General features: G+C 45.7%; 24 protein-coding genes. All 24 read right to left on the bottom strand.

Annotated features, from left to right (window positions below):
* Positions 1 to 2 precede the first annotated feature (2 nt).
* The 24 genes from aroC to cmk all read right to left on the bottom strand — a co-directional run bounded on the left by aroC (position 3) and on the right by cmk (position 19,480).
* Positions 3 to 1,172, bottom strand: coding sequence for a chorismate synthase (aroC, locus tag MKX34_RS21690; protein ID WP_036676238.1), 1,170 nt, complete (start codon positions 1,170 to 1,172; stop codon positions 3 to 5).
* A gap of 192 nt (positions 1,173 to 1,364) precedes the next feature.
* Positions 1,365 to 1,526: a hypothetical protein gene (locus MKX34_RS21695; protein ID WP_169744788.1), complete on the bottom strand. Its 162-nt coding sequence runs from the start codon at positions 1,524 to 1,526 to the stop codon at positions 1,365 to 1,367.
* Positions 1,527 to 1,631: 105 nt separating this feature from the next.
* A complete protein-coding gene (locus MKX34_RS21700) occupies positions 1,632 to 2,435 on the bottom strand; it encodes a protein-glutamate O-methyltransferase CheR (RefSeq protein WP_036676236.1) in 804 nt (267 codons plus the stop codon).
* 27 nt (positions 2,436 to 2,462) lie between these two features.
* A complete protein-coding gene (gene ndk / locus MKX34_RS21705; protein WP_036676234.1) occupies positions 2,463 to 2,906 on the bottom strand; it encodes a nucleoside-diphosphate kinase in 444 nt (147 codons plus the stop codon).
* Between the two features lie 99 nt (positions 2,907 to 3,005).
* Entirely contained in the window at positions 3,006 to 3,974 is a 969-nt protein-coding gene (locus MKX34_RS21710; RefSeq protein WP_036676233.1) for a polyprenyl synthetase family protein, read from the bottom strand.
* Positions 3,971 to 4,831 carry a menaquinone biosynthesis protein gene (locus MKX34_RS21715; RefSeq protein WP_076101474.1) on the bottom strand — a complete coding sequence of 287 codons (861 nt, stop codon included), beginning with the start codon at positions 4,829 to 4,831 and terminating at the stop codon, positions 3,971 to 3,973. The genes MKX34_RS21710 and MKX34_RS21715 overlap by 4 nt, the downstream gene beginning before the upstream one ends.
* A 4-nt stretch (positions 4,832 to 4,835) precedes the next feature.
* Positions 4,836 to 5,438 carry a flavin prenyltransferase UbiX gene (locus tag MKX34_RS21720; protein WP_036676229.1) on the bottom strand — a complete coding sequence of 201 codons (603 nt, stop codon included), beginning with the start codon at positions 5,436 to 5,438 and terminating at the stop codon, positions 4,836 to 4,838.
* Positions 5,438 to 6,310 (bottom strand): UbiA-like polyprenyltransferase, encoded by an 873-nt coding sequence (locus tag MKX34_RS21725; protein WP_036676227.1) that lies wholly within the window; start codon positions 6,308 to 6,310, stop codon positions 5,438 to 5,440. Before MKX34_RS21725 ends, MKX34_RS21720 begins: the two co-directional genes overlap by 1 nt.
* Positions 6,303 to 7,055, bottom strand: coding sequence for a demethylmenaquinone methyltransferase (locus MKX34_RS21730; RefSeq protein WP_094901689.1), 753 nt, complete (start codon positions 7,053 to 7,055; stop codon positions 6,303 to 6,305). Before MKX34_RS21730 ends, MKX34_RS21725 begins: the two co-directional genes overlap by 8 nt.
* A 3-nt stretch (positions 7,056 to 7,058) precedes the next feature.
* Positions 7,059 to 7,928: a heptaprenyl diphosphate synthase component 1 gene (locus MKX34_RS21735; protein WP_036676391.1), complete on the bottom strand. Its 870-nt coding sequence runs from the start codon at positions 7,926 to 7,928 to the stop codon at positions 7,059 to 7,061.
* Positions 7,929 to 8,043: 115 nt separating this feature from the next.
* Complete coding sequence (locus MKX34_RS21740; RefSeq protein ID WP_038572433.1) at positions 8,044 to 8,586, bottom strand: hypothetical protein; 543 nt, start codon at positions 8,584 to 8,586, stop codon at positions 8,044 to 8,046.
* A 91-nt stretch (positions 8,587 to 8,677) separates the two neighbouring features.
* Positions 8,678 to 8,926: a trp RNA-binding attenuation protein MtrB gene (gene mtrB, locus MKX34_RS21745; protein ID WP_051490908.1), complete on the bottom strand. Its 249-nt coding sequence runs from the start codon at positions 8,924 to 8,926 to the stop codon at positions 8,678 to 8,680.
* 115 nt (positions 8,927 to 9,041) lie between these two features.
* Positions 9,042 to 9,314, bottom strand: coding sequence for an HU family DNA-binding protein (locus tag MKX34_RS21750; protein WP_036676223.1), 273 nt, complete (start codon positions 9,312 to 9,314; stop codon positions 9,042 to 9,044).
* Positions 9,315 to 9,691: 377 nt separating this feature from the next.
* Complete coding sequence (gene spoIVA, locus MKX34_RS21755) at positions 9,692 to 11,170, bottom strand: stage IV sporulation protein A (RefSeq protein ID WP_036676222.1); 1,479 nt, start codon at positions 11,168 to 11,170, stop codon at positions 9,692 to 9,694.
* A gap of 451 nt (positions 11,171 to 11,621) precedes the next feature.
* Positions 11,622 to 12,368, bottom strand: a complete 747-nt coding sequence (locus MKX34_RS21760; protein WP_256717663.1) for a DUF3939 domain-containing protein — start codon at positions 12,366 to 12,368, stop codon at positions 11,622 to 11,624.
* 30 nt (positions 12,369 to 12,398) lie between these two features.
* The gene (locus tag MKX34_RS21765) at positions 12,399 to 12,767 is read right to left on the bottom strand and encodes a 2Fe-2S iron-sulfur cluster-binding protein (RefSeq protein WP_036676220.1); all 369 of its coding nucleotides are present in this window, start codon (positions 12,765 to 12,767) and stop codon (positions 12,399 to 12,401) included.
* Positions 12,768 to 12,801: 34 nt separating this feature from the next.
* A complete protein-coding gene (locus tag MKX34_RS21770; RefSeq protein ID WP_036676218.1) occupies positions 12,802 to 12,981 on the bottom strand; it encodes a DUF2768 family protein in 180 nt (59 codons plus the stop codon).
* A gap of 199 nt (positions 12,982 to 13,180) precedes the next feature.
* Positions 13,181 to 13,456 (bottom strand): stage VI sporulation protein F, encoded by a 276-nt coding sequence (locus tag MKX34_RS21775; RefSeq protein ID WP_038572437.1) that lies wholly within the window; start codon positions 13,454 to 13,456, stop codon positions 13,181 to 13,183.
* 66 nt (positions 13,457 to 13,522) lie between these two features.
* Entirely contained in the window at positions 13,523 to 14,563 is a 1,041-nt protein-coding gene (locus MKX34_RS21780; protein WP_036676214.1) for an NAD(P)H-dependent glycerol-3-phosphate dehydrogenase, read from the bottom strand.
* Positions 14,556 to 15,173, bottom strand: a complete 618-nt coding sequence (gene plsY, locus MKX34_RS21785; RefSeq protein WP_036676213.1) for a glycerol-3-phosphate 1-O-acyltransferase PlsY — start codon at positions 15,171 to 15,173, stop codon at positions 14,556 to 14,558. The genes MKX34_RS21780 and plsY overlap by 8 nt, the downstream gene beginning before the upstream one ends.
* A gap of 12 nt (positions 15,174 to 15,185) precedes the next feature.
* Complete coding sequence (der, locus tag MKX34_RS21790; protein WP_036676212.1) at positions 15,186 to 16,511, bottom strand: ribosome biogenesis GTPase Der; 1,326 nt, start codon at positions 16,509 to 16,511, stop codon at positions 15,186 to 15,188.
* 176 nt (positions 16,512 to 16,687) lie between these two features.
* Entirely contained in the window at positions 16,688 to 18,010 is a 1,323-nt protein-coding gene (gene rpsA / locus MKX34_RS21795) for a 30S ribosomal protein S1 (protein ID WP_170914203.1), read from the bottom strand.
* A 175-nt stretch (positions 18,011 to 18,185) separates the two neighbouring features.
* The gene (locus MKX34_RS21800; RefSeq protein ID WP_036676211.1) at positions 18,186 to 18,773 is read right to left on the bottom strand and encodes a lysophospholipid acyltransferase family protein; all 588 of its coding nucleotides are present in this window, start codon (positions 18,771 to 18,773) and stop codon (positions 18,186 to 18,188) included.
* Positions 18,770 to 19,480 carry a (d)CMP kinase gene (cmk, locus tag MKX34_RS21805; protein WP_254924541.1) on the bottom strand — a complete coding sequence of 237 codons (711 nt, stop codon included), beginning with the start codon at positions 19,478 to 19,480 and terminating at the stop codon, positions 18,770 to 18,772. Before cmk ends, MKX34_RS21800 begins: the two co-directional genes overlap by 4 nt.
* Positions 19,481 to 19,593: the final 113 nt, after the last annotated feature.

The following is a 19,593-nucleotide window of genomic DNA, read 5'->3' on the forward strand; positions in this document are numbered from 1 at the left end:
GATTAATAACTCTCCAATTGTGCAAGATAGTTTTCATAGTTCGCTTTAATTTCTTCGAGAGAATCCCCGCCGAATTTATCAAGAAAAGCTTTGGCAACTTCCCATGCCACTACGCTTTCCAGAACCACACATGCCGCTGGAACTGCACATGCATCCGAACGTTCTACTTGAGCTGTAAAAGGTTCTTTCGTATCGATATCTACACTTTGAAGTGGCTTATACAAGGTAGGAATAGGCTTCATAACACCACGAACCACTATCGGCATACCATTCGTCATCCCGCCTTCAAAACCGCCTAAACGATTGCTTGCGCGATAGTATCCTTTAGAAGCTTCATACATAATTTCGTCATGGACTTGCGATCCACGCAATTTACCTGCTTCAAACCCAATGCCGATTTCAACGCCTTTGAAGGCATTAATCGACATCACTGCCCCAGCGATCGCACCGTCCAGCTTCCGGTCTGACTGTACATAGCTGCCAAGTCCGATGGGCAGTCCTTCGACGATACATTCAACGATTCCACCGATGGAGTCGCCCTCTTCCTTGATCTGATCTATGTAAGCCTCCATTTTCTGTTCCGTTTCTTTGTCGACAACTCTGACAGAAGACTGTTCTGTGCGTTCAATCAGCTCATCGATAGGCAGATCATTTGCAGGCGCTTCAATTTCACCAATACGAATGACTTGGCCTGCTACTTTCACACCAAAAGCTGCCAGCAGCTGTCTGGCTACAGCGCCACATGCAACTCTGGCTGCTGTTTCGCGGGCACTGGAGCGCTCCAGAACATTGCGAAGATCCGTATGATTGTACTTCAATCCACCATTCAAATCTGCATGTCCAGGACGCGGCCGATTTACCCGGCGTTTTTCTTCATCACTGCCTGGAATAGGTTCAATATTCATTATGTTCTTCCAGTGAGTCCAATCCTTGTTCTCTACTACCAAGGCTACCGGAGCACCTGTAGTATAGCCGTGACGTACTCCACCGACTATTTGTGCCGTATCTTTCTCAATCTGCATGCGGCGTCCACGTCCGTATCCCTTTTGTCGACGATGCAATTGAAAGTTAAGCTCTTCAAAATCCAAAGTTAAATTACTTGGCAATCCCTCAATAATAGCCGTTAGCTGGGGGCCGTGCGTTTCCCCCGCTGTTAAATAGCGTAAACTCATGATGTCTTCCCCCTTTTATACTTTTAAACTGTAAACCGCTAAAATCCTATGATCTTTGCTCATTATAGTATAGGGAATCCGCTTTGACAAGAAAGGGCTCTCCCTAGAAACACTCTATGTATATCGAAATAAAAAGCGCCATCCATACCCTTAAGAGTATGAATGGCGCTCCTCGGCTGGGTCCTCAGCTTGTTAGCTGCCGAGCCGCTGACTTGGTGGAGGGAATGTAGACTTACGCTCTTCCAGCTGCAGAAGGCGCTCCAATTGCATTTCTTCCACACCGAGAATTTGCCCGCACTCACGAACGGTGATAAAGCCTCGTTTGTACGCGGCAATGACCTTGCTTTTGTCCATCGGTTTAACTTTCCTTTCACTTAGCGTACAGATTCTACTATCCAGTATCACTGAACTTTTGCGAAAGTATACCTTTGAAGTTAATGGCGAAGGAGCAAAAAATATTTATTTTTTACGATAGAAAAAAGTTTCCGTCGATTCAAAACCGTATTGAGCCGGTGTAAAGATTTGCTCTGTGCTGCCCACAAACAAATAACCACCCGGACGTAAGCTAGCCGAAAACTTATGATAGAGCTTGTTCTTCGCCTCTTCAGTAAAATAGATCATTACATTGCGACAAATAATAAGATCAAAACCTTCGTCGAACTTGTCCAAGAGCAGATTCTGTTTGCGGAAATCTATGTTTTTCTTAAGTGAATCGCTGACCTTGAAAACAGGGCCTTCCGGTGTAAAGTAACGTGCTGCCACGTCTTTTGGCACATCCTTTAAAGAACGTTCCAAATAAAGACCTTGCTTTGCTTTGGATAAAGCGCCATCATCAATGTCAGTGGCAAGAATGCCTGTCTGCGCCAATATATTCTTGTCCGACAAAATCATAGCCAGCGTGTAAGGCTCTTCGCCAGTGGAACACGCCGCGCTCCATAGCTTTAATTTGCGGCCTGACTGCTGGAGGTCAGGAAGGATAATATCCCGCAAAACTTCCCAGCGATTCGGATTCCGCCAGAACTCAGAGACATTGATCGTCATTCGATCTAAAAATTCATAAAATAAGTCCTTATTTTTCATCATCGCTGCAAAAAAATCACTGAAGGTATGATACCCATTCTTCATCCGAAGAGTCGTCAAACGCCGCTTCATCTGCGCTTCTTTATATTGAGCCAGATCAATTCCGGTGCTTTGTTTAACGTTGTGAATAAATCCGCTATAATCTGGATCTGTTGTTAATGCTGCAACATTACGATCAGACATGTTAATCCCCTGCCTCCCACCTGGACCTTACATCCAGACTGCGATGTCTTTGTTATACTGATTCAGTTCATCTGGAGCAAAGAAATTAGCAATTTCCCGTTCTGCACTTTCAGGCGAGTCTGATCCATGAATTAGATTAAGTGGTGTATGGCTGGCAAAGTCGCCACGAATCGTGCCTGGCAGAGCTTCTCCAACTTTTGTCTTGCCTATGAGTGTCCGGGATAACGTTACAACATCATCGCCTTCCCATACCATTGCAAACACTGGACCTGAAGTGATGAAAGAGACCAGCTCCGAAAAAAAGTCTTTGCCTGCATGCTCAGCATAATGTCTTTTCGCTTGATCCTCACTAACTGTAATCAGCTTAGCAGCGACCAATTTAAACCCCTTATCCTCAAAGCGGGTAACAATACGCCCTATTAATCCACGTTGAACTCCATCAGGCTTGACCATCAGATACGTCTTTTCCATAGAAGCACTCTCCATTTTCCCATTTGAAGGGTTGTTTTGACGCTATCTTAACAGAAACATTGCTTTCTGGAAACGTTTAATTTCAATCTCACCAGAAGATCAATAACTTCTTCCTGTTATAAAATAAGCAATATCACGCAGATTGCGCTTAGTCTTATTATTAGGCAATTGTTCCAGCGCCGCCAGCGCCTTGTCAATATAACGTGAAGCGAGCTCCTCAGAGCGGGCGATTCCGTCTCCGGAAAGTATAAGATCAATCGCACGTCCTACCGTGCTATGGCCCTCACGTATAGACTTCAGTTCCTCAAGCAATGACTCGCGCAGCCGCTCATCCTCAAGACTATAAATCACTGGAAGTGTAATGTTTCCTTGACGCATATCACTGCCCGGAGGTTTACCGATCTGTTTCTCTGTGCCTGAGAGATCCAGTAAATCATCACGAATCTGGAACGCCATACCCACGTTATATCCATAATTATAAAGCAGGCGAGCTACTTCTGGATCTGCCTCAGCAGCAAGTGCGCCGAGTTGGCAGCTAACTGCAATCAGCAGGGCTGTTTTGCGGCGGATACGCCGTAGATAATGACGTACACTTTGCTCACTGTTGAAAAAGTCACGAATCTGCTCCATCTCTCCGATCGACATTTCGATCATCGCCTTAGACAGAATTTGATGAATTCGTGGATTCTTCAGCTCCGTAGTCATAACCAGCGCTTTTGCATATATGTAGTCACCAGTGTACATGGCAATTTTATCGCCCCATTTTGCTTTCACGGTGAGTTCACCACGGCGCAATTCTGCATCGTCGATCACATCATCATGGACCAGTGAAGCGCTATGGATCAACTCTAACGGTATCGCTACCCGTTTCAGCTTTTCCAGATCATACTTACCGAATTTCCCGCCCATCAGGACAAATACGGGACGTAATCTTTTGCCCCCTGCCTTTAATAAATGCAGGGAGGTTTCTGTAAGCAGATCGTCATCCCCCTGTACACTGCGGTACAGCTCTTTTTCAATCTGATCCATATCTCTGTTCAGTAATCCGAATATTTGCAGTCGTTTCATTCTTTCACCCGTGTCAACAGTTTATGGCTCCAAATCTCCATCTTCACTTCCTGCGGCAGCAGGCCCATCTCATAGGCATAGCGGAAATAGAGGTTCAAACCTTGCTGCTGCCTTTCTCCAAAATCATAACATAAATTGCGGAAGTACCCTTCCCAATAAGACTTTGTTCCTCCAATGTTAGAACAAGCTGCTTGTACAATAGGATCTAAATCTCTCAATCCCCGCATTTTACTCTCGGCAAAAGCCTCTGCAATCTCAGAAATAGCCTCCGGTTTGTCCTCAGCAGCCTTTCGGTTCACTGCCCAGACCGCAAAGGTCATCCCTAAGCCCGTCCATTCCTTCCAAACCTCAGCTAGATCAGTAACGATATAACCTTGATCCTGCCATGAGGCTTTAATAGCATTATCACCAATTAATAAGCAGGCATCCGCTTCATGCATCATGGCATCCAAATCAGGATTAGCGCTAATATATTCCGGTTTATTGCCAAAAGCTTTTTCCATTAAAATTTTCAGCAAATTTACCGAGGTTGCAGAAGTATTCGTAACAGCAATCTTACCGCTACCAATCTGAGCAAATGGCACCCTGGAAAAAAGGAATATTGATCTCACAGGACCGTCCGCGCTAACCGATAAATCAGGTAGTAGTAATAATTTGTCACTGGCCTCAGCATAAGCAAAAGAGGATAAAGCACCTACATGAATAGTTCCACGGCTCATCCCCTGATTAAGAATGGCAGGTACCTCACTCACCATCTCTGCAGGATATTTTAATGCAGAGGGATGAAAATTGTGAAATACCGGCCATGAGTTGGTATAGCTGATTTTGCCGATGATGGTGTGGCTGTTATTGTCCATCCTTTCAATCCCCCCATCTTCGAAATAAATTGTGTTCAATATTAAAGCTGTCAAGCACTTTGCCCACCATGAAATTAATCAGATCATCCATACTTTGCGGCCCGAAATAAAAAGCCGGCATTGCGGGAATCATCCGAACTCCCAGACGGGACAGCTTCAACATATTCTCTAGATGAATGGCATGCAGTGGAGTCTCACGAGGAACAAGCACCAGTGGGCGTCCTTCCTTGAGCATAACGTCAGCAGCACGTGTCATCAGATTATCAGAGGTCCCATTCGCTACCGCGGACAATGTTCCCATAGAGCAAGGCATAATAATCATCCCTTCCACACGAAACGAACCACTTGCAATGGATGCGCCGATATCCGCAACAGGATGATAAAGCAGAGAACCGGGATAGCCTTTGAACCTTTCGTTCAAAAAGCCCTCCCGGTCTGATGCGATATAGCCAAGTTCTTCTTTAAATACGCGCCAGCCCGCATTGCTAACCACCAAATGCACGGAGTAGCCTAGTGACAGCAAGGTTTCAGTTAGACGAACACCATATATCGCACCGCTTGCTCCTGTAATTCCAACCACGATGTTTTTCGGTTTAGTAAGCGTCATTAGTAGAACTGCACCACCAAGTCAATCAAAGTGAAAGAGAACACTACGATGCTCAATACGCCGTTCATAGTGAAAAAAGCAGTCTGCAGACGGCTCAGGTCACTCGGAGATACAATGTAATGCTCATAAAAGAGAATAATATATGCGATGATCATGCCTGCTACATACCACCAGCTTAAATCCGTCATAAACAGCAACGATACGAATCCAATCGCCGTGAGAATGTGAAATACGCGGGCAATAATGAGTGCACCTTGAACCCCGAACCGAACCGGAATGGACTTCAAGCCCTCTTTTAGATCAAACTCAACATCCTGACAAGAATAAATTACATCAAAACCTGCAGTCCAAAACACAATAGTGAAGTAAAATACCATTGAAGTCCAATTCACGCTACCGGTCACAGCTACCCAACCGCCTAAAGGTGCAAGCGCAATGGTCAGACCGAGGATAAGATGGCAAGCCCATGTAAAGCGCTTCGTAAATGAATAAATAACAAGAAGGAAAACTGCGATTGGCAAGAGCTTGGCCGACAAAGGATTCAGCTTAAAGGCTGCCCAAAAGAGTAAGAAAAACGAAATGCCGATAAAAATGACGACTTCACCGATCTTCAATAATCCTGCAGGAATAGCCCTTCCCGCTGTGCGAGGATTCTTAGCATCACTTATCCGGTCAATCAGTCGATTCAGCCCCATAGCAGCGCTCCGTGCCCCAAACATAGCCACTACGATCCAACCAATCTGGCTCCAGGAAGGTAGCGTGCCAGACATGACAACGGAACCAAGTAAAGCGCCCATAAAAGCAAAAGGTAAAGCAAATACCGTATGTTCAAACTTGATCATTTGTAAAAAGATACCGATTTTCTTAAACATTCCCGTTCTCCTTGAGCCCAATATGTAATGCCGCGATGCCTCCGGTCAAGGGGAAGGATTCCACTTTTTGCAGTCCGGTTTCACGGAAAATAGCAGCTAATTGCTCCCGGTCAGGGAACAGCGCCAGCGATTCTGGCAGCCATTTGTATTGCTCATACCTTTTAGCGAATAACTTGCCCAGCAATGGAAGTACACGCTGAAAATAAAAGAAATAGATACCTTTAAACGGTTGTTTCATCGGCTTGGAAAGCTCCAGGCAGACCACCATTCCTCCGGGTTTTACCACGCGTTTCATCTCGTTCAGCACTTGAACAAGATCCGGTACGTTGCGGAGTCCAAAACCAATCGTTGCATAATCGAATGCGTTGTCTTCAAAAGGCAACTCCATAGCATTGCCCTGTACGAGAGAGATCCGGTCCTGAAGCTTGCGCTCCTCCACCTTACGGCGCCCCACTTCAAGCATGCCAGCACTAAAGTCAAGTCCTATCACATTCCCTGTCTGTGTGGCTTCTGCCAAGGCAATGCTCCAATCGCAAGTGCCGCAGCATAAGTCTACAGCTGAATCCCCGCGCTTCATGCCCATCTTCTTCATCGTGAACTTGCGCCAAGCCTTATGGCGGCGAAAGCTTAAGATATCATTCATCAAATCATATTTACCTGCAATACTCTCAAACACCGAGTGCACAAACTGTTCCTTCGGCTTGCTGTTATCACCCACAGCAGTTGTAGTTTTGTCCATAGTCATCCACTAACCCTCCACGGCTGCTTGTCCTGAGACTTTCATCTGCAGGAGAATACGATCCAGCGCTATCTCAAGCTCTCTAAGCAGGCTTTCGTCTTTAACGCTTTGTAATAGTCCCTGAATCGACTGAATCGACTGATGGAGCTTGTCCGTCAGCAGAGAATCACATTTATATTTCATCTTCAGCATCTTCCAGTCCTTCTGATCAAGGTTCTGGTCTTGAAGCTGTTTGCGTTCTTCCTCTGTCGCTGACTCCAGCATCTTCCAGTAGCAATAACCATTGCTAGCATTCTCAAGGTTATCACAACGCTGAAGCTCTATGGCAACAGTTTCGCACTGACTGAATTCTGTCAATAACTTCTCCCACAACTCCACTAAGGAATTCTCGATCATGGGCGTAAAAGAAAGGAACAGCCGCATATTGAGCTGTACCATGTGCCTCAAGTATTGTTCAGCCGAAAGACGGATTCCTCTCATCTTCACATAGAGGTTCGCTTTCAAGACATTAAAATCAGCAATCGCCTTACTCAAGATTCCAACCATCTCAATTTGATCACTCTTTGCAAGCAGATGGTAAAACCAGCTACTGAAATAATCGCCAGCCAATACCTTTAATTGACGGGAACGCATAGGATCTCCACCGCGTCTATCATTCGAGCGGTCAATTACCTCATGTGTATCTAGTCCAAGTTGAATAAGTGCTGTTACGAGCGTATACAACTCACCAGCATTTCCTTTAACAGAAGATCCATGGTTTAGAAAAATATATAACAAATGACCCCGGCCATCAGAAAACGGCGGCAAATCCGTATGCTTCTGAATCATGTCGTAGTCGGTGTAGGGTTTTGCCAGTTGCGGTATGCAGTACGGTTTCATTTCAGCCTCCGAAGCCATTGACATTAATAATAATTCCTTTGTTCACAATCTTGTCTATTATATCACATGTTTTTTTGTCACGCACTGTGGTAGGACTGAGTTTCTTTTATTCTTCTTAAGGATAAATGAACTGCTTCTTCCAGAGCTCAGTCTCACTAATACGGAAGCCCGTCTTGAGTCGCTCGGATATGGGGAGATTACCCGCAGACTGAAGTTCATTCTGGAGTTCAGCCGACCACTCCGTGCGTCTGATATCCCCTGCTAGCAGCAGCCGGCGGCTATCCAGCCATTTATCCATGACCACGATGCGCAGCAAAAGCTGATCCACATTCGAGGTTTCTTGAAAAGCAAAAGAAATAGCCTGCGCCATATTTCGATAAAGCTCCTGGGGTTCATGATCATTTCCGCTCACTTTTAAATCCAGTGACAGAACGTGATCCTCCCAGCCTACGCTATCAATGGATAAGGTCAATGGAAGTGCACCAAGAACATCAACAAGATTATCGTTGTCTAGCACTGTGTTATGGCCGCCAGTAAAAGTCTCTACTGCACCATTGCGTTGCTGTAAGGTAGAATCCATATCTGCCACTTTGGGCAATATTACAGCAGAGGTTGCAGTCAAGAGTAATACGGCTCCGACCCACCAGGCCTTGTTCATGAACACGCCTCCTTATCCATAATTCCCCTCTTAGCTAATACGATCATTTATCTTTACTATATTTTGAAAAAAAGCAGGCTATGCCTGCTTTTCAGCTTTCACTTTCCAATTGTCCGTGCTTTGTCCATATTTCAGCCTTACCGCGAATCTTCATCGCTGAGGTATGATCAGTAAACTGGGCAATCAATACCTCGCCCTTATCCAGCTTCTCTGTATGATGAAAACGTGTATCTGTACCTCTGGTTAGCCCAATGACCTGAACGCCATTATCTTTAGCTTTAACCACAATATAGTCGCTGCCCGTTGGAAGCGGAGTAGTACCCGTATTTTTATCCATCATCACTCATCCTCCTCTAAACCTATTATACAGTTCATAGTATTTCAAAAAACAAATGCCGCCTTGGAGGGCGGCATAGTTGTTCTTAAAAGACTATGGGATAGGTATGTAGAAATCTTTATTTGATTCCGTCTTTCAGCGCCTTACCGGGTTTGAATGCCGGTACCTTGCTTGCAGGAATTTCGATTTCTTCACCAGTTTGCGGGTTACGGCCTTTACGTGCAGAACGCTCACGCACTTCAAAGTTTCCGAATCCAACCAGTTGTACTTTATCACCGCTTTGCAGTGCTTCTGTAATTGCTTCGAAAACCGCATCTACAGCTTTAGTAGCATCCTTCTTGGGAAGTTCAGTTGCTTCTGTAACTACATTGATCAAATCTGATTTATTCATGTTTTCTCACCTCCCTGAGTAAATTCTCCGGTATCATACACTGTTTCCGTTTCAACGTAAAATATACGTGATAATCCCGTTTAAAACTTAACTTTGGCGCCCTTAGACCTTGAAGCGCAACAAACTTATAGTAATACAGCCCATCCATAAATTCAAGCTGTTACTCAAAAAAGGAGCAGAAATTATCATCTATCCGTGCATATTTATCTAAATTCGATCTAATTTGTTAGACCTATAGGAGCAGTTTAGGTCTTTATTTCATCAGAATAATTGAGTCAGATTCACCGTTATTATAGGAACTAGGAATCAAGTTTTAGGATATATACAAATAAAAAGAGCAGGATTTCTCCCACTCTTTGAATTTATTTATATTCAGCTTAGAGAATAATTGCAATAAGTCCGCCGGAACCCTCGTTAATAATGCGGCCAAGCGTTTCTTGCAGCTTGTAGCGTGCATTATCCGGCATCATAGCTATCTTGCCTTGAATGCCTTCTCTAACAATGGAGTGCAGGGAGCGGCCAAAAATATCGGATTCCCAAATCTTAATAGGATCATTCTCAAAGTCCTGCATCAGATAACGAACCAGCTCTTCGCTTTGCTTTTCCGTTCCGATGATTGGCGAGAATTCAGACTCCACATCCACCCGAATCATATGAATGGACGGTGCAGTAGCCTTTAAGCGAACCCCGAAGCGAGAGCCCTGACGTATCAGTTCTGGCTCGTCGAGCGCCATTTCGGCTAAGGATGGAGCCGCGATACCATAACCTGTAGTCTTGACCATTTCCAATGCTTCTGAGAATCGGTCGTATTCTCGTTTCGCATGCGAGAACTCCTGCATAAGCTGGAGCAAATGATCTTTACCGCGGATCTCAACCCCGACCACTTCCATCAGAACTTGATCGTACAGCTCTTCTGGAGCATACAGGTCGATCTCTGCTACGCCCTGACCCATGTTCATACCACTTAGGCCAGCTTTATCAATAAAGTCATATTCGGTGAACTGAGATACGAGGCGGTCAACATCCCGCAAGCGGCGAATGTCTTTTACCGTATCGCGAACGGAGTTCTCATAACTACTACGCAGCCAGTGGTTTTCTCCAAGCACCATAACCCAGCTTGGCAGGTTTACATTTACTTCATGCACTGGGAATTCATAAAGCACTTCCCGCAGCACACCAGTTACGTCATCTTCGCTCATGTTTGCGGCGCTTAGCGTCATAACTGGGATATCGTATTTGATGGCTAGCTCGTTACGGAGCTGCTGCGCTTCCTCACTGCGTGGCCGGGTGGAGTTAATGACAAGCACAAATGGCTTACCCACTTCCTTCAGCTCTGCAATGACGCGCTCTTCAGAGTCCACGTACGAGTTCCGCGGAATTTCTGCAATCGTACCATCTGTTGTTACCACTACACCTAGCGTTGAATGCTCCTGAATAACCTTACGTGTCCCGATTTCTGCCGCTTCCTGAAAAGGAATAGGCTCTTCAAACCAAGGTGTAGAGATCATTCGTGGTCCATTTTCATCCTCGTAGCCTTTTGCACCTTCTACAGCGTAACCCACACAGTCTACCAGACGAACATTAACCTCAAGCCCTTCCGCAACCTTGATTTGGACTGCGTTGTTAGGCACAAACTTCGGTTCTGTCGTCATAATCGTTTTGCCTGCTGCGCTTTGCGGAAGCTCATCCACAGCTCTTACTCGATCAGCCTCATTCGTGATGTTTGGCAGGACAATTGTTTCCATGAAGCGCTTGATAAATGTCGATTTCCCCGTGCGAACCGCGCCGACGACGCCAAGATAAATGTCTCCGCCGGTACGCTCGGCAATGTCCTTGAAAATATCCACTTTTTCCAAAAGAGATCCCCTCCTCATATTACTCCGAAGAAAAAATGCCTGAAGAGCATCGACTTCGCGTTCCGCCGGTAATCTGACCCTTGCAGGACATCAACCGGACTTATCGTATGCCCGCCCGAAGCCTAGCTGCTTTCGACCGGGACGTACTTGCCCCGCGCTAAACTCCGAATGCTCGGACATGCATTTGGACTAGTATCATCATATGTATCCGGAACGAATTTATGACCCGTATTCGCGCATTTCCCAATGTAATTTCAAAAAAGTTAAGTCTGCGCGCCGCAAGGCGTCTGACGCCCGGAAGCTTACTCATCCATCTTATGAGCTAGGATTCTTTGATAGAACTATTTTTAGTGGATGCTGAGATTACAGGACTTGGTGTAAAAGGATATAAACAAAAAAACGCCTAATACCCCGGATAAAACCGAAGCTTAGACGCTCTTAAACTTTCACTCTAACTTGGAGGCTGCGGGATTGGCTGATTGTTAATCCATAGATACGGCAAAGACTTCACGGGAACGTAATATGAAGCTTCCTCCAGATCCAGTCGCAAGTCCTGATTCTTGTCGCGCTCTCCACCCTTCTTATCGACGGCAGCCATGATATCAAAAACATAATCTACGTAGACAGTTCCATCCTTATCCATGATAAAGTCAAGAACTTGACCGGAATAGACACTAGTTAACGTTATAGAGCTTGTACCCGCCTGCTTATGATCAATGGTATACAATCCGGGGTATAGCTCATCAAGCACAGGCAGGTTGCCGCCATGAGCTGATTTATAGCGGTTAACCTGTCGTTGCACGTCATTCACCTTTTGAACCGTAACAAGGTCCATCACCTTCACCACAGGATCAATTTCCTCATTCAAAATAAGAAAATAAGCACTTCCACCCTGCTCAAAAGCGGTAGCCGGTATATCATCCAAATATCCCTTATTATTCAGCTTCCCCAAGTCGATACGAAACTTCTCATACCTTGGAGTAGTTTCATCCGCATTAAGAATGGGCAGTACCCCTTCCTCCTGTTGATAATAATCAACGGCTGCTTGTATCCGTTTAACACTTTCCCGATAATTAACACTAGCCCGCTTCTCTTCACCTGGGTATAGACAGCCCGAAAGCGTAAGCGCGAGCGATACCATCCCTAGCAAAATCTTGGCCCCTGCCTTCAGTTTCATTTTATATCCTATAAACTCCAACCGAGTCCCTCCCACGGTGACATTCTTACGCTACCACAGCTCATCTTCTTCCCCACGCCGCGCTGCTTCAAGCTTACGGCGCACCGCAGCCTTCAGTGGATCTTCCGGCACCTGAACGGTTACGTCGCTCCATACGGCAGCCTGACAGGCCAGACGCGTTCCTTCTTCTAAGGCCGATCCAAGCTTACGCCGCTCAATATCACCGGGAGGCCTTACTGCAGCAGCCTCTTCCTTCGCGACTGTAACCTTGCACATCAGACAGCCTGCTTTGCCTCCGCATCTAGTTGTTATTGGCACTCCTGCTTTACGAGCAGCCTCTAATAACGAAATGCCACGGTTCACAACAGCTTTACGGCCTTCTGGTTGAAATACAACGGTAACTCCTTTTTGTGATTTCATGATGTTACTTCCTTCCTCAACACTATGTAACTGCTTACATAATTGAAACAACTCCGCCCAATAGGCCCACTAACATGATGACAAAAGCAAGTATAGACAGTACAGCCTTAAGCAATCCCTTGGTTTTGCTCCGAGCAAAAGTTATAAGAAATACTGATAATCCCATAATCAGCATCGCAATCAGGGATAACCACATTTTTGTCATCGGATCCATGGTCAAAGCCCCCATTCGCCTGTAATTTATTAGGGACTATTATATCATGACCTTATCCTTTTCTGTAAAAAAACATCATTTTTTATGTATTATTTTAAATAAACTATGCTTCGTGAAAATTATCAGGAATATAAAAAAAAAAGCAAAAGACGACGGAATCATTCATTGATCCGTTTTCTTTTGCTCACCCAACATAAAGCTATTTTTTAAGCATCATTTTCATTAAAGACTCCATTGTGCTGGAACCTGCGCCGCCTTTTTTAACGGCATTGATAATCTCCTGCACAGTAGCTTCACTGACCGGCACTTTCGCCATTGATGACACCTGCTTAATTAACTGGCGGAGCTGGGCTTCATTCTGCGTAGTTCCTGGCTTTACCGTACTGGCTAGCTTTTTGACGGCACTTTCCGTAATGTTCTTGCCCGCCTTTTTGTTAATGGCGTTCAATGCATCCTTGGAAAAATCTCTGCTCACTTTTCATCCCTCCTCCGTCAATCCCCATTACAACATATGAGAATTTGCGGAAAAAGGTGAACAGGATCAGGAATGCCACTGCTCCCAAGTTTCCTGGGAGATCGACTCAAGCTCAGGTTTACGATCACGCCCCATCAAGGCTTCAACCGCACTGCGTGGGCTTCTTCCTTGAAAGAGCACATGATAAATCTGATCCGTAATCGGCATCTGCACACCCAGTTTGAGCGAAATTGCATAAGCTGCTTCGGTAGTACGAATACCTTCGACTACCATCCCCATGGATTCCAGCACCTCGGCCAGCGGCTTACCTTGACCAAGCATGGACCCAGCGCGCCAGTTACGGCTGTGCTGACTAGTAGCTGTCACAACAAGATCGCCAATTCCGGCAAGTCCGGCAAAGGTCAAAGGATTGGCTCCAAGCTCAACTCCCACCCGAGAGATCTCAGCGAGTCCACGGGTTAAAAGCGCTGCTTTAGCATTGTCCCCATATCCAAGGCCATCGGATAGGCCTGCACCAAGGGCAATAATATTCTTAAGAGCACCGGCAAGCTCTACCCCAACCTGATCACGATTCGTATATACACGGAAATCGTTGTTGATGAACAATTCCTGCGCTTCGGCGCTACGCTTGTCATCAGGTGAAGCAACTACAACTGTTGTAGGGCACAGACGTACAACTTCCTCTGCATGACTTGGACCGGAGAGCACAACGATCTGCCCTTCGTCACAGCCCAGTTCCTCTGCAATTACGATAGACATCCGCTTATTGCTTTCCGACTCAAAGCCCTTCGTAGCATGGACACATAACATGTCATCCTTCCAGAATGGCTTCAGACTGCGAGCAACCTGCCGCATTCCTGAAGACGGAGCCACAATTACAACCGCCTTAGAACCGGACACTGCCGTTTCCATATCCGTAGTTGCAATAATGTTAGCTGGCAGAGCGATGCCAGGCAGATACTTATTATTCGTATGAGAGCCATTGATCTCGGCAGCTTGATCAGAGTTGCGTGTCCACAGATAAACTTCCGAGTGGTTTGCAGCCAGCACACTAGCCAGCGCAGTTCCCCAGCTCCCCGCTACAAGTACGGTAACTTTATCAGACAACACGATTCCCTCCTTTAACTTTTGAGCCTATCTTGTTCTCACGGCCTTCTACGATCTTTACAATATTCGTCCGGTGCCGCCAGAAGGCGAAGACCGCAATAATAATACTGGTCCAGAGCACAGGTTGTGTAAATCCTGTCAACAATAAAGCCACTGGTGTCAGTGCTACAAAAATTAATGAGCCAAGGGACACGTAACGTGTGATAAAGATAGACAGGATGGCGATGATACCGGCGAGCAGCGCTGGCCATAAACAAAGCGTAGCCATAACACCGATCGTAGTAGCAATGCCTTTCCCCCCACGAAAACGAAAATAGAGCGGCCAATTATGTCCGATGATGGCAGCGATTCCGCAAAGAGCCGGAACCCAGGTTCCCCATCCGCCGACCCAGGTTCCTAACCATACAGCGGCAACCCCTTTCAGCACATCCAGCAACAGCACTAATATTGCAGGACCTTTACCCAATACACGCAGTGTATTGGTAGCCCCCGCATTTCCGCTTCCGTATTGACGGATATCAATTCCCTTTAGCAACTTTGCAAGCAGTACACTAAAGCTGACAGAACCAAGCAAATAGCTTACAACGATAACCAGAAGTTCAAGCGCCACACTTCTTCTCCCCTAACCTTCGTTTTCGGATTTGCGCCGTGTAAAGAGACGGATTGGTGTTCCTTCGAAATTAAACGCTGCGCGAATTTTATTCTCCAGATAACGTTCATAGGAGAAGTGCATCAGCGATGGATCATTCACGAACACCACAATCGTAGGCGGCTTCACCGCAACCTGCGTTACGTAGTTAATACGCAAGCGACGGCCTTTGTCAGTTGGTGGAGGGTTAATCGCGATTGCATCAGATACAACGTCGTTCACCAAATGTGTAGTAATGCGCAGTGCGTGCTGTTGAGATACATGCTGTACAACAGGCAGCAGTTTTTGCAAACGCTGTTTGGTTAAGGCCGACAAAAAGACAACCGGTGCGTAACTCATAAACAAGAAATGGTCACGTATCTTAGTCTCAAAGTTTTGCATAGTCTTATCGTCTTTCACAATGGCATCCCATTTGTTCACAACAAAAATAGATGCTTTACCAGCTTCATGTGCATAACCAGCAATATGCTTGTCCTGATCGATAATGCCCTCTTCGCCGTTAATTACAACGAGGACCACATCAGCCCGTTCAATCGCACGCATAGCACGCATAACACTGTATTTCTCAATGTTCTCGTATACCTTGCCTTTTTTACGCATACCTGCCGTATCGATAAGCACATAACGTTGCCCATCACGTTCAAAAGGAGTATCGATAGCATCTCTTGTTGTCCCTGCAATATCACTGACGATAACACGTTCTTCGCCCAAAATCGCGTTGACCAAAGAGGATTTCCCTACATTCGGACGGCCAATCAAAGCTACACGAATGACATCCTCATCGTATTCATCATCTATTTTCTCAGGTAGGCGCTCAACTACAGCATCTAGCAAATCGCCGAGTCCGGTTCCGTGACTACCAGAAATTCCGATTGGATCGCCAAAACCAAGGCTATAGAACTCATAAATATCATCCGCACGCTTCATATTATCCACTTTGTTGATGGCAAGAACGACCGGTTTACCTGAACGGAACAGAATCTGAGCTACCTCTTCATCTGAATTCGTCACACCACTCTTTGCCTCACACATAAATACAATAACATCCGCTTCTTCAATCGCCAGCTCCGCTTGAACGCGGATTGATTTCAGAATTGTGTCTTCTCCATCAATTTCAATACCTCCGGTATCAATCACACTGAACGACTTACCGTTCCAATCTGAAATACCATAAATCCGGTCACGTGTAATCCCCGGTTTATCTTCTACAATGGCTAATCTATCGCCAATCAGCCGATTAAATATCGTCGATTTCCCGACGTTAGGCCTCCCAACGATTGCCACAACGGGTCTTGCCATATTCATTCCTCCTGTCATCCTTACGTTACTCATCATAGCAAAAAACATTTAAATTGGCTAACAATCATGTTAACTCTCATCAATCCTGCCGGTTCCGAAAAAAAGACAATCGGCGAACCCCCGTATCGAGGGCTCGCCGATTACTTTACCCGTATATTCAAAAGCTCGTTTAGGGATTAGTTATTACCCTTAAATTTGTCCAGCTTATCACCAAAACGTTCAGCAAGCGTAAAGCTAAGGCCTTCGTTGCTAAGGGAAACGTTAGGGTTGTTCAGAACTTCTTTAGGAGCTCTGTCTCTGCTATTGCTGCGTTCAGGTCTAGCAGATGGAGCTGGAGCTTCTTCAGTTTCTTTGATGCTCAGGCTAACACGTTTCTCGGATGGATTGAAGTCCAGAACTTTCACTTGAACTTCTTGTCCTTCTTTCAATACTTCGTGTGGAGTAGCGATGTGTTTGTGGGAGATTTGTGAGATGTGCACAAGACCTTCCACACCCGGAAGCAATTCTACGAACGCTCCGAAGTTCACAAGACGTTTTACAACGCCTGTTACAACATCACCGATGTTGATTTCGCCAGCAGCAGAGTCCCAAGGACCTGGAGCAGCAGCTTTGATGCTCAGGCTGATTTTGCCTTTTTCAGGATCAACCTTCAATACTTTAACACGTACTTTATCACCTTCAGATACTACATCAGAAGGTTTCTCTACGTGACTCCAAGCGATTTCAGATACGTGTACAAGACCGTCAACTCCGCCCACATCAACAAATGCGCCGAATTGAGTCAGACGTTGTACTGTACCTTCGATGATTTGGCCTTCAGATAGCTCAGCCATAATTTTCAGCTTGTTAGCTTCGAATTCTTCTTCAAGAACTTCTTTAGCAGACAAGATTACTTTGCTGTTCTCACGGTCAAGTTCTTTCACTTTAACACGCAAGGTACGGCCTTTGTAATCGCTGAAATCTTCAACGAAATGACGCTCTACCATGGAAGCTGGAATAAATCCACGAGCTCCAACATCAGCTACTAGACCGCCTTTAACAACGTCAGCCACTGTAACTTCGAAAGCTTCTTGGGAAGCGAAGTATTTCTCAAGATCTTCCCATGATTTTTCACTATCAACTGCACGTTTGGAAAGAACAAGGCTTTCCTTGTTGTCGTTGATGCTGACAACTTTACATTCTACTTCCTGTCCAACTTCTACTGCTGCAGCAGCGTTGTCCAGTTGTACAGCGGACAATTCGCGAATTGGGATCACACCGTCGTATTTATATCCAATGCTTACATAAGCTTGGTTATCTTCGATTTTGACGATTGTTCCTTTCACGGTATCGCCTTTTTTCAGAGAAATGATTTCCAAGTCAGCTTGGTTAGTCACTTCTTCTTCGTTAACGGCAGCAACTTCTTCTACAGCTCCGTTATTTTCTGTCACAGCGGAATCCACCGCTTCTACGGATTCATTCTTTTCCGCAGCTTCCTGATTTTTAATTTCTTCAGACATGTGATTAGCCTCCTCGATTCAAAACCCCATTTATTTAAACCTGCGTATAGCAGAGTTCAAAACAAGCAATGCTTGATATTGCCACTTACACTTGATGATAGTATGTTCCAAAAAATAGCGGCTATGCCGTTATTTAATCAAAACATTGAGCAAAATTTATTGTTCTGCTCATCCCTTAACTAGCACTTGGTTTACCTGTCTCTTTCATCTCACGGATGCGATCCATAATGACATCGGTAACAGCCTCGAGAGATTCGCTCCCCGCACCGGCAAATTGACTAAGGTCTACAGGAGCACCGTAGACAACGACCATGCGTCGAAAGGGTTTATACTGGCCAATAATAGCCGCTGGAATAACTGCTGCGCCACTTCGAAGTGCAAAGCTAGCAGCACCCTTCTTGGCCACTCCGGCATCAGAGTTACGCGTACCCTCCGGGAAGATACCCATGACATTACCATTACGAAGTGTGTTAAGGGCCGTTTTTATGGATTCTTTGCTTACGCCGCCACGTTTCACCGGAAAAGCACCCAATTTATTAATAAGCCAGCCAAGCACCGGAACCTCAAACAGTTCAGCCTTAGCCATATACTTTACCTGACGGTCCAGCTTAATTCCAATAGTCATTGGATCAAGCAGACTAATGTGGTTAGCGCAGAGCAGTACCCCGCCCTCCTTTGGCACATTTTCTTTCCCCACAATCTTAAGCGGGAAAAGGATTGCGTAAATCAAGCGAAGCAATCCAACACAAATTGCATAAATCATAAATGATTTCTCTCCCCGTCAACATGAGATCTACAGTGGGATACAATGGCCTCCACAACTTGATCGATATTCATTAAGGTCGTATCCAGAAGAATAGCATCCTCTGCACGGCGCAGCGGTGAAATCTCCCGTCCTTCATCCAGACGGTCCCGCTTTGCAATATCGTGTTCAAGCTGCTGAAGCGTCACCGATTCCGCGTCTCTCAGTTCCTTATAACGACGGAGAGCTCGTTCTTCCACACTTGCCGTCATAAAAATCTTTACCTCGGCATCCGGCAGCACGGTTGTACCGATATCGCGGCCATCCATTACCACGCCTTTGCGAAGCGCCATCTGACGCTGCAATTGACTCAGTCTGGATCTTACATCCTCGATCTTCGCATACTGCGACACAAGGCCGCTAACCTGAAGGCTCCGAATATGTGGGGTCACGTCTTCCCCATTAATCAGCACCTTCTGAATGTCTCGTTCCGGAATAAGTTCAATCACCATGTCGCGAACCTTCTCGTTCACTCGCTGCTGATCTTCCGGTTCAATGCCTTCTTGGATCATATACCAGGTGATTGCCCGGTACATTGCACCAGTATCGACATAGATATAAGACAACTTCTGGGCTACCAATCGGGCTACAGTGCTCTTGCCTGCCCCGGCAGGTCCGTCGATGGCGACGTTTATTCTGTCATAAGTATGTGTACCCTGCCTATCCAACGGGGCATTCCTCCTCAAACACTCTTTCATAAAAAAAACATCTAGCGTTACGAAAACTATTCCTGCAATATCAAGGAGCACACATAAATTGTTATGCTTGATGATATTATCAA

The sequence above is a fragment of the Paenibacillus sp. FSL R5-0636 genome (assembly GCF_037974255.1).
GTDB lineage: Bacteria > Bacillota > Bacilli > Paenibacillales > Paenibacillaceae > Paenibacillus_AQ > Paenibacillus_AQ odorifer.

Bases quoted from the DNA above. Each gene is read 5' to 3' on its own strand.
- aroC (WP_036676238.1), bottom strand. From the start codon at position 1,172: ATGAGTTTACGCTATTTAACAGCGGGGGAAACGCACGGCCCCCAGCTA.
- MKX34_RS21695 (WP_169744788.1), bottom strand. From the start codon at position 1,526: ATGGACAAAAGCAAGGTCATTGCCGCGTACAAACGAGGCTTTATCACC.
- MKX34_RS21700 (WP_036676236.1), bottom strand. From the start codon at position 2,435: ATGTCTGATCGTAATGTTGCAGCATTAACAACAGATCCAGATTATAGC.
- ndk (WP_036676234.1), bottom strand. From the start codon at position 2,906: ATGGAAAAGACGTATCTGATGGTCAAGCCTGATGGAGTTCAACGTGGA.
- MKX34_RS21710 (WP_036676233.1), bottom strand. From the start codon at position 3,974: ATGAAACGACTGCAAATATTCGGATTACTGAACAGAGATATGGATCAG.
- MKX34_RS21715 (WP_076101474.1), bottom strand. From the start codon at position 4,831: ATGGACAATAACAGCCACACCATCATCGGCAAAATCAGCTATACCAAC.
- MKX34_RS21720 (WP_036676229.1), bottom strand. From the start codon at position 5,438: ATGACGCTTACTAAACCGAAAAACATCGTGGTTGGAATTACAGGAGCA.
- MKX34_RS21725 (WP_036676227.1), bottom strand. From the start codon at position 6,310: ATGTTTAAGAAAATCGGTATCTTTTTACAAATGATCAAGTTTGAACAT.
- MKX34_RS21730 (WP_094901689.1), bottom strand. From the start codon at position 7,055: ATGACTATGGACAAAACTACAACTGCTGTGGGTGATAACAGCAAGCCG.
- MKX34_RS21735 (WP_036676391.1), bottom strand. From the start codon at position 7,928: ATGAAACCGTACTGCATACCGCAACTGGCAAAACCCTACACCGACTAC.
- MKX34_RS21740 (WP_038572433.1), bottom strand. From the start codon at position 8,586: ATGAACAAGGCCTGGTGGGTCGGAGCCGTATTACTCTTGACTGCAACC.
- mtrB (WP_051490908.1), bottom strand. From the start codon at position 8,926: ATGATGGATAAAAATACGGGTACTACTCCGCTTCCAACGGGCAGCGAC.
- MKX34_RS21750 (WP_036676223.1), bottom strand. From the start codon at position 9,314: ATGAATAAATCAGATTTGATCAATGTAGTTACAGAAGCAACTGAACTT.
- MKX34_RS21765 (WP_036676220.1), bottom strand. From the start codon at position 12,767: ATGAAATCACAAAAAGGAGTTACCGTTGTATTTCAACCAGAAGGCCGT.
- MKX34_RS21770 (WP_036676218.1), bottom strand. From the start codon at position 12,981: ATGGATCCGATGACAAAAATGTGGTTATCCCTGATTGCGATGCTGATT.
- der (WP_036676212.1), bottom strand. From the start codon at position 16,511: ATGGCAAGACCCGTTGTGGCAATCGTTGGGAGGCCTAACGTCGGGAAA.
- rpsA (WP_170914203.1), bottom strand. From the start codon at position 18,010: ATGTCTGAAGAAATTAAAAATCAGGAAGCTGCGGAAAAGAATGAATCC.
- MKX34_RS21800 (WP_036676211.1), bottom strand. From the start codon at position 18,773: ATGATTTATGCAATTTGTGTTGGATTGCTTCGCTTGATTTACGCAATC.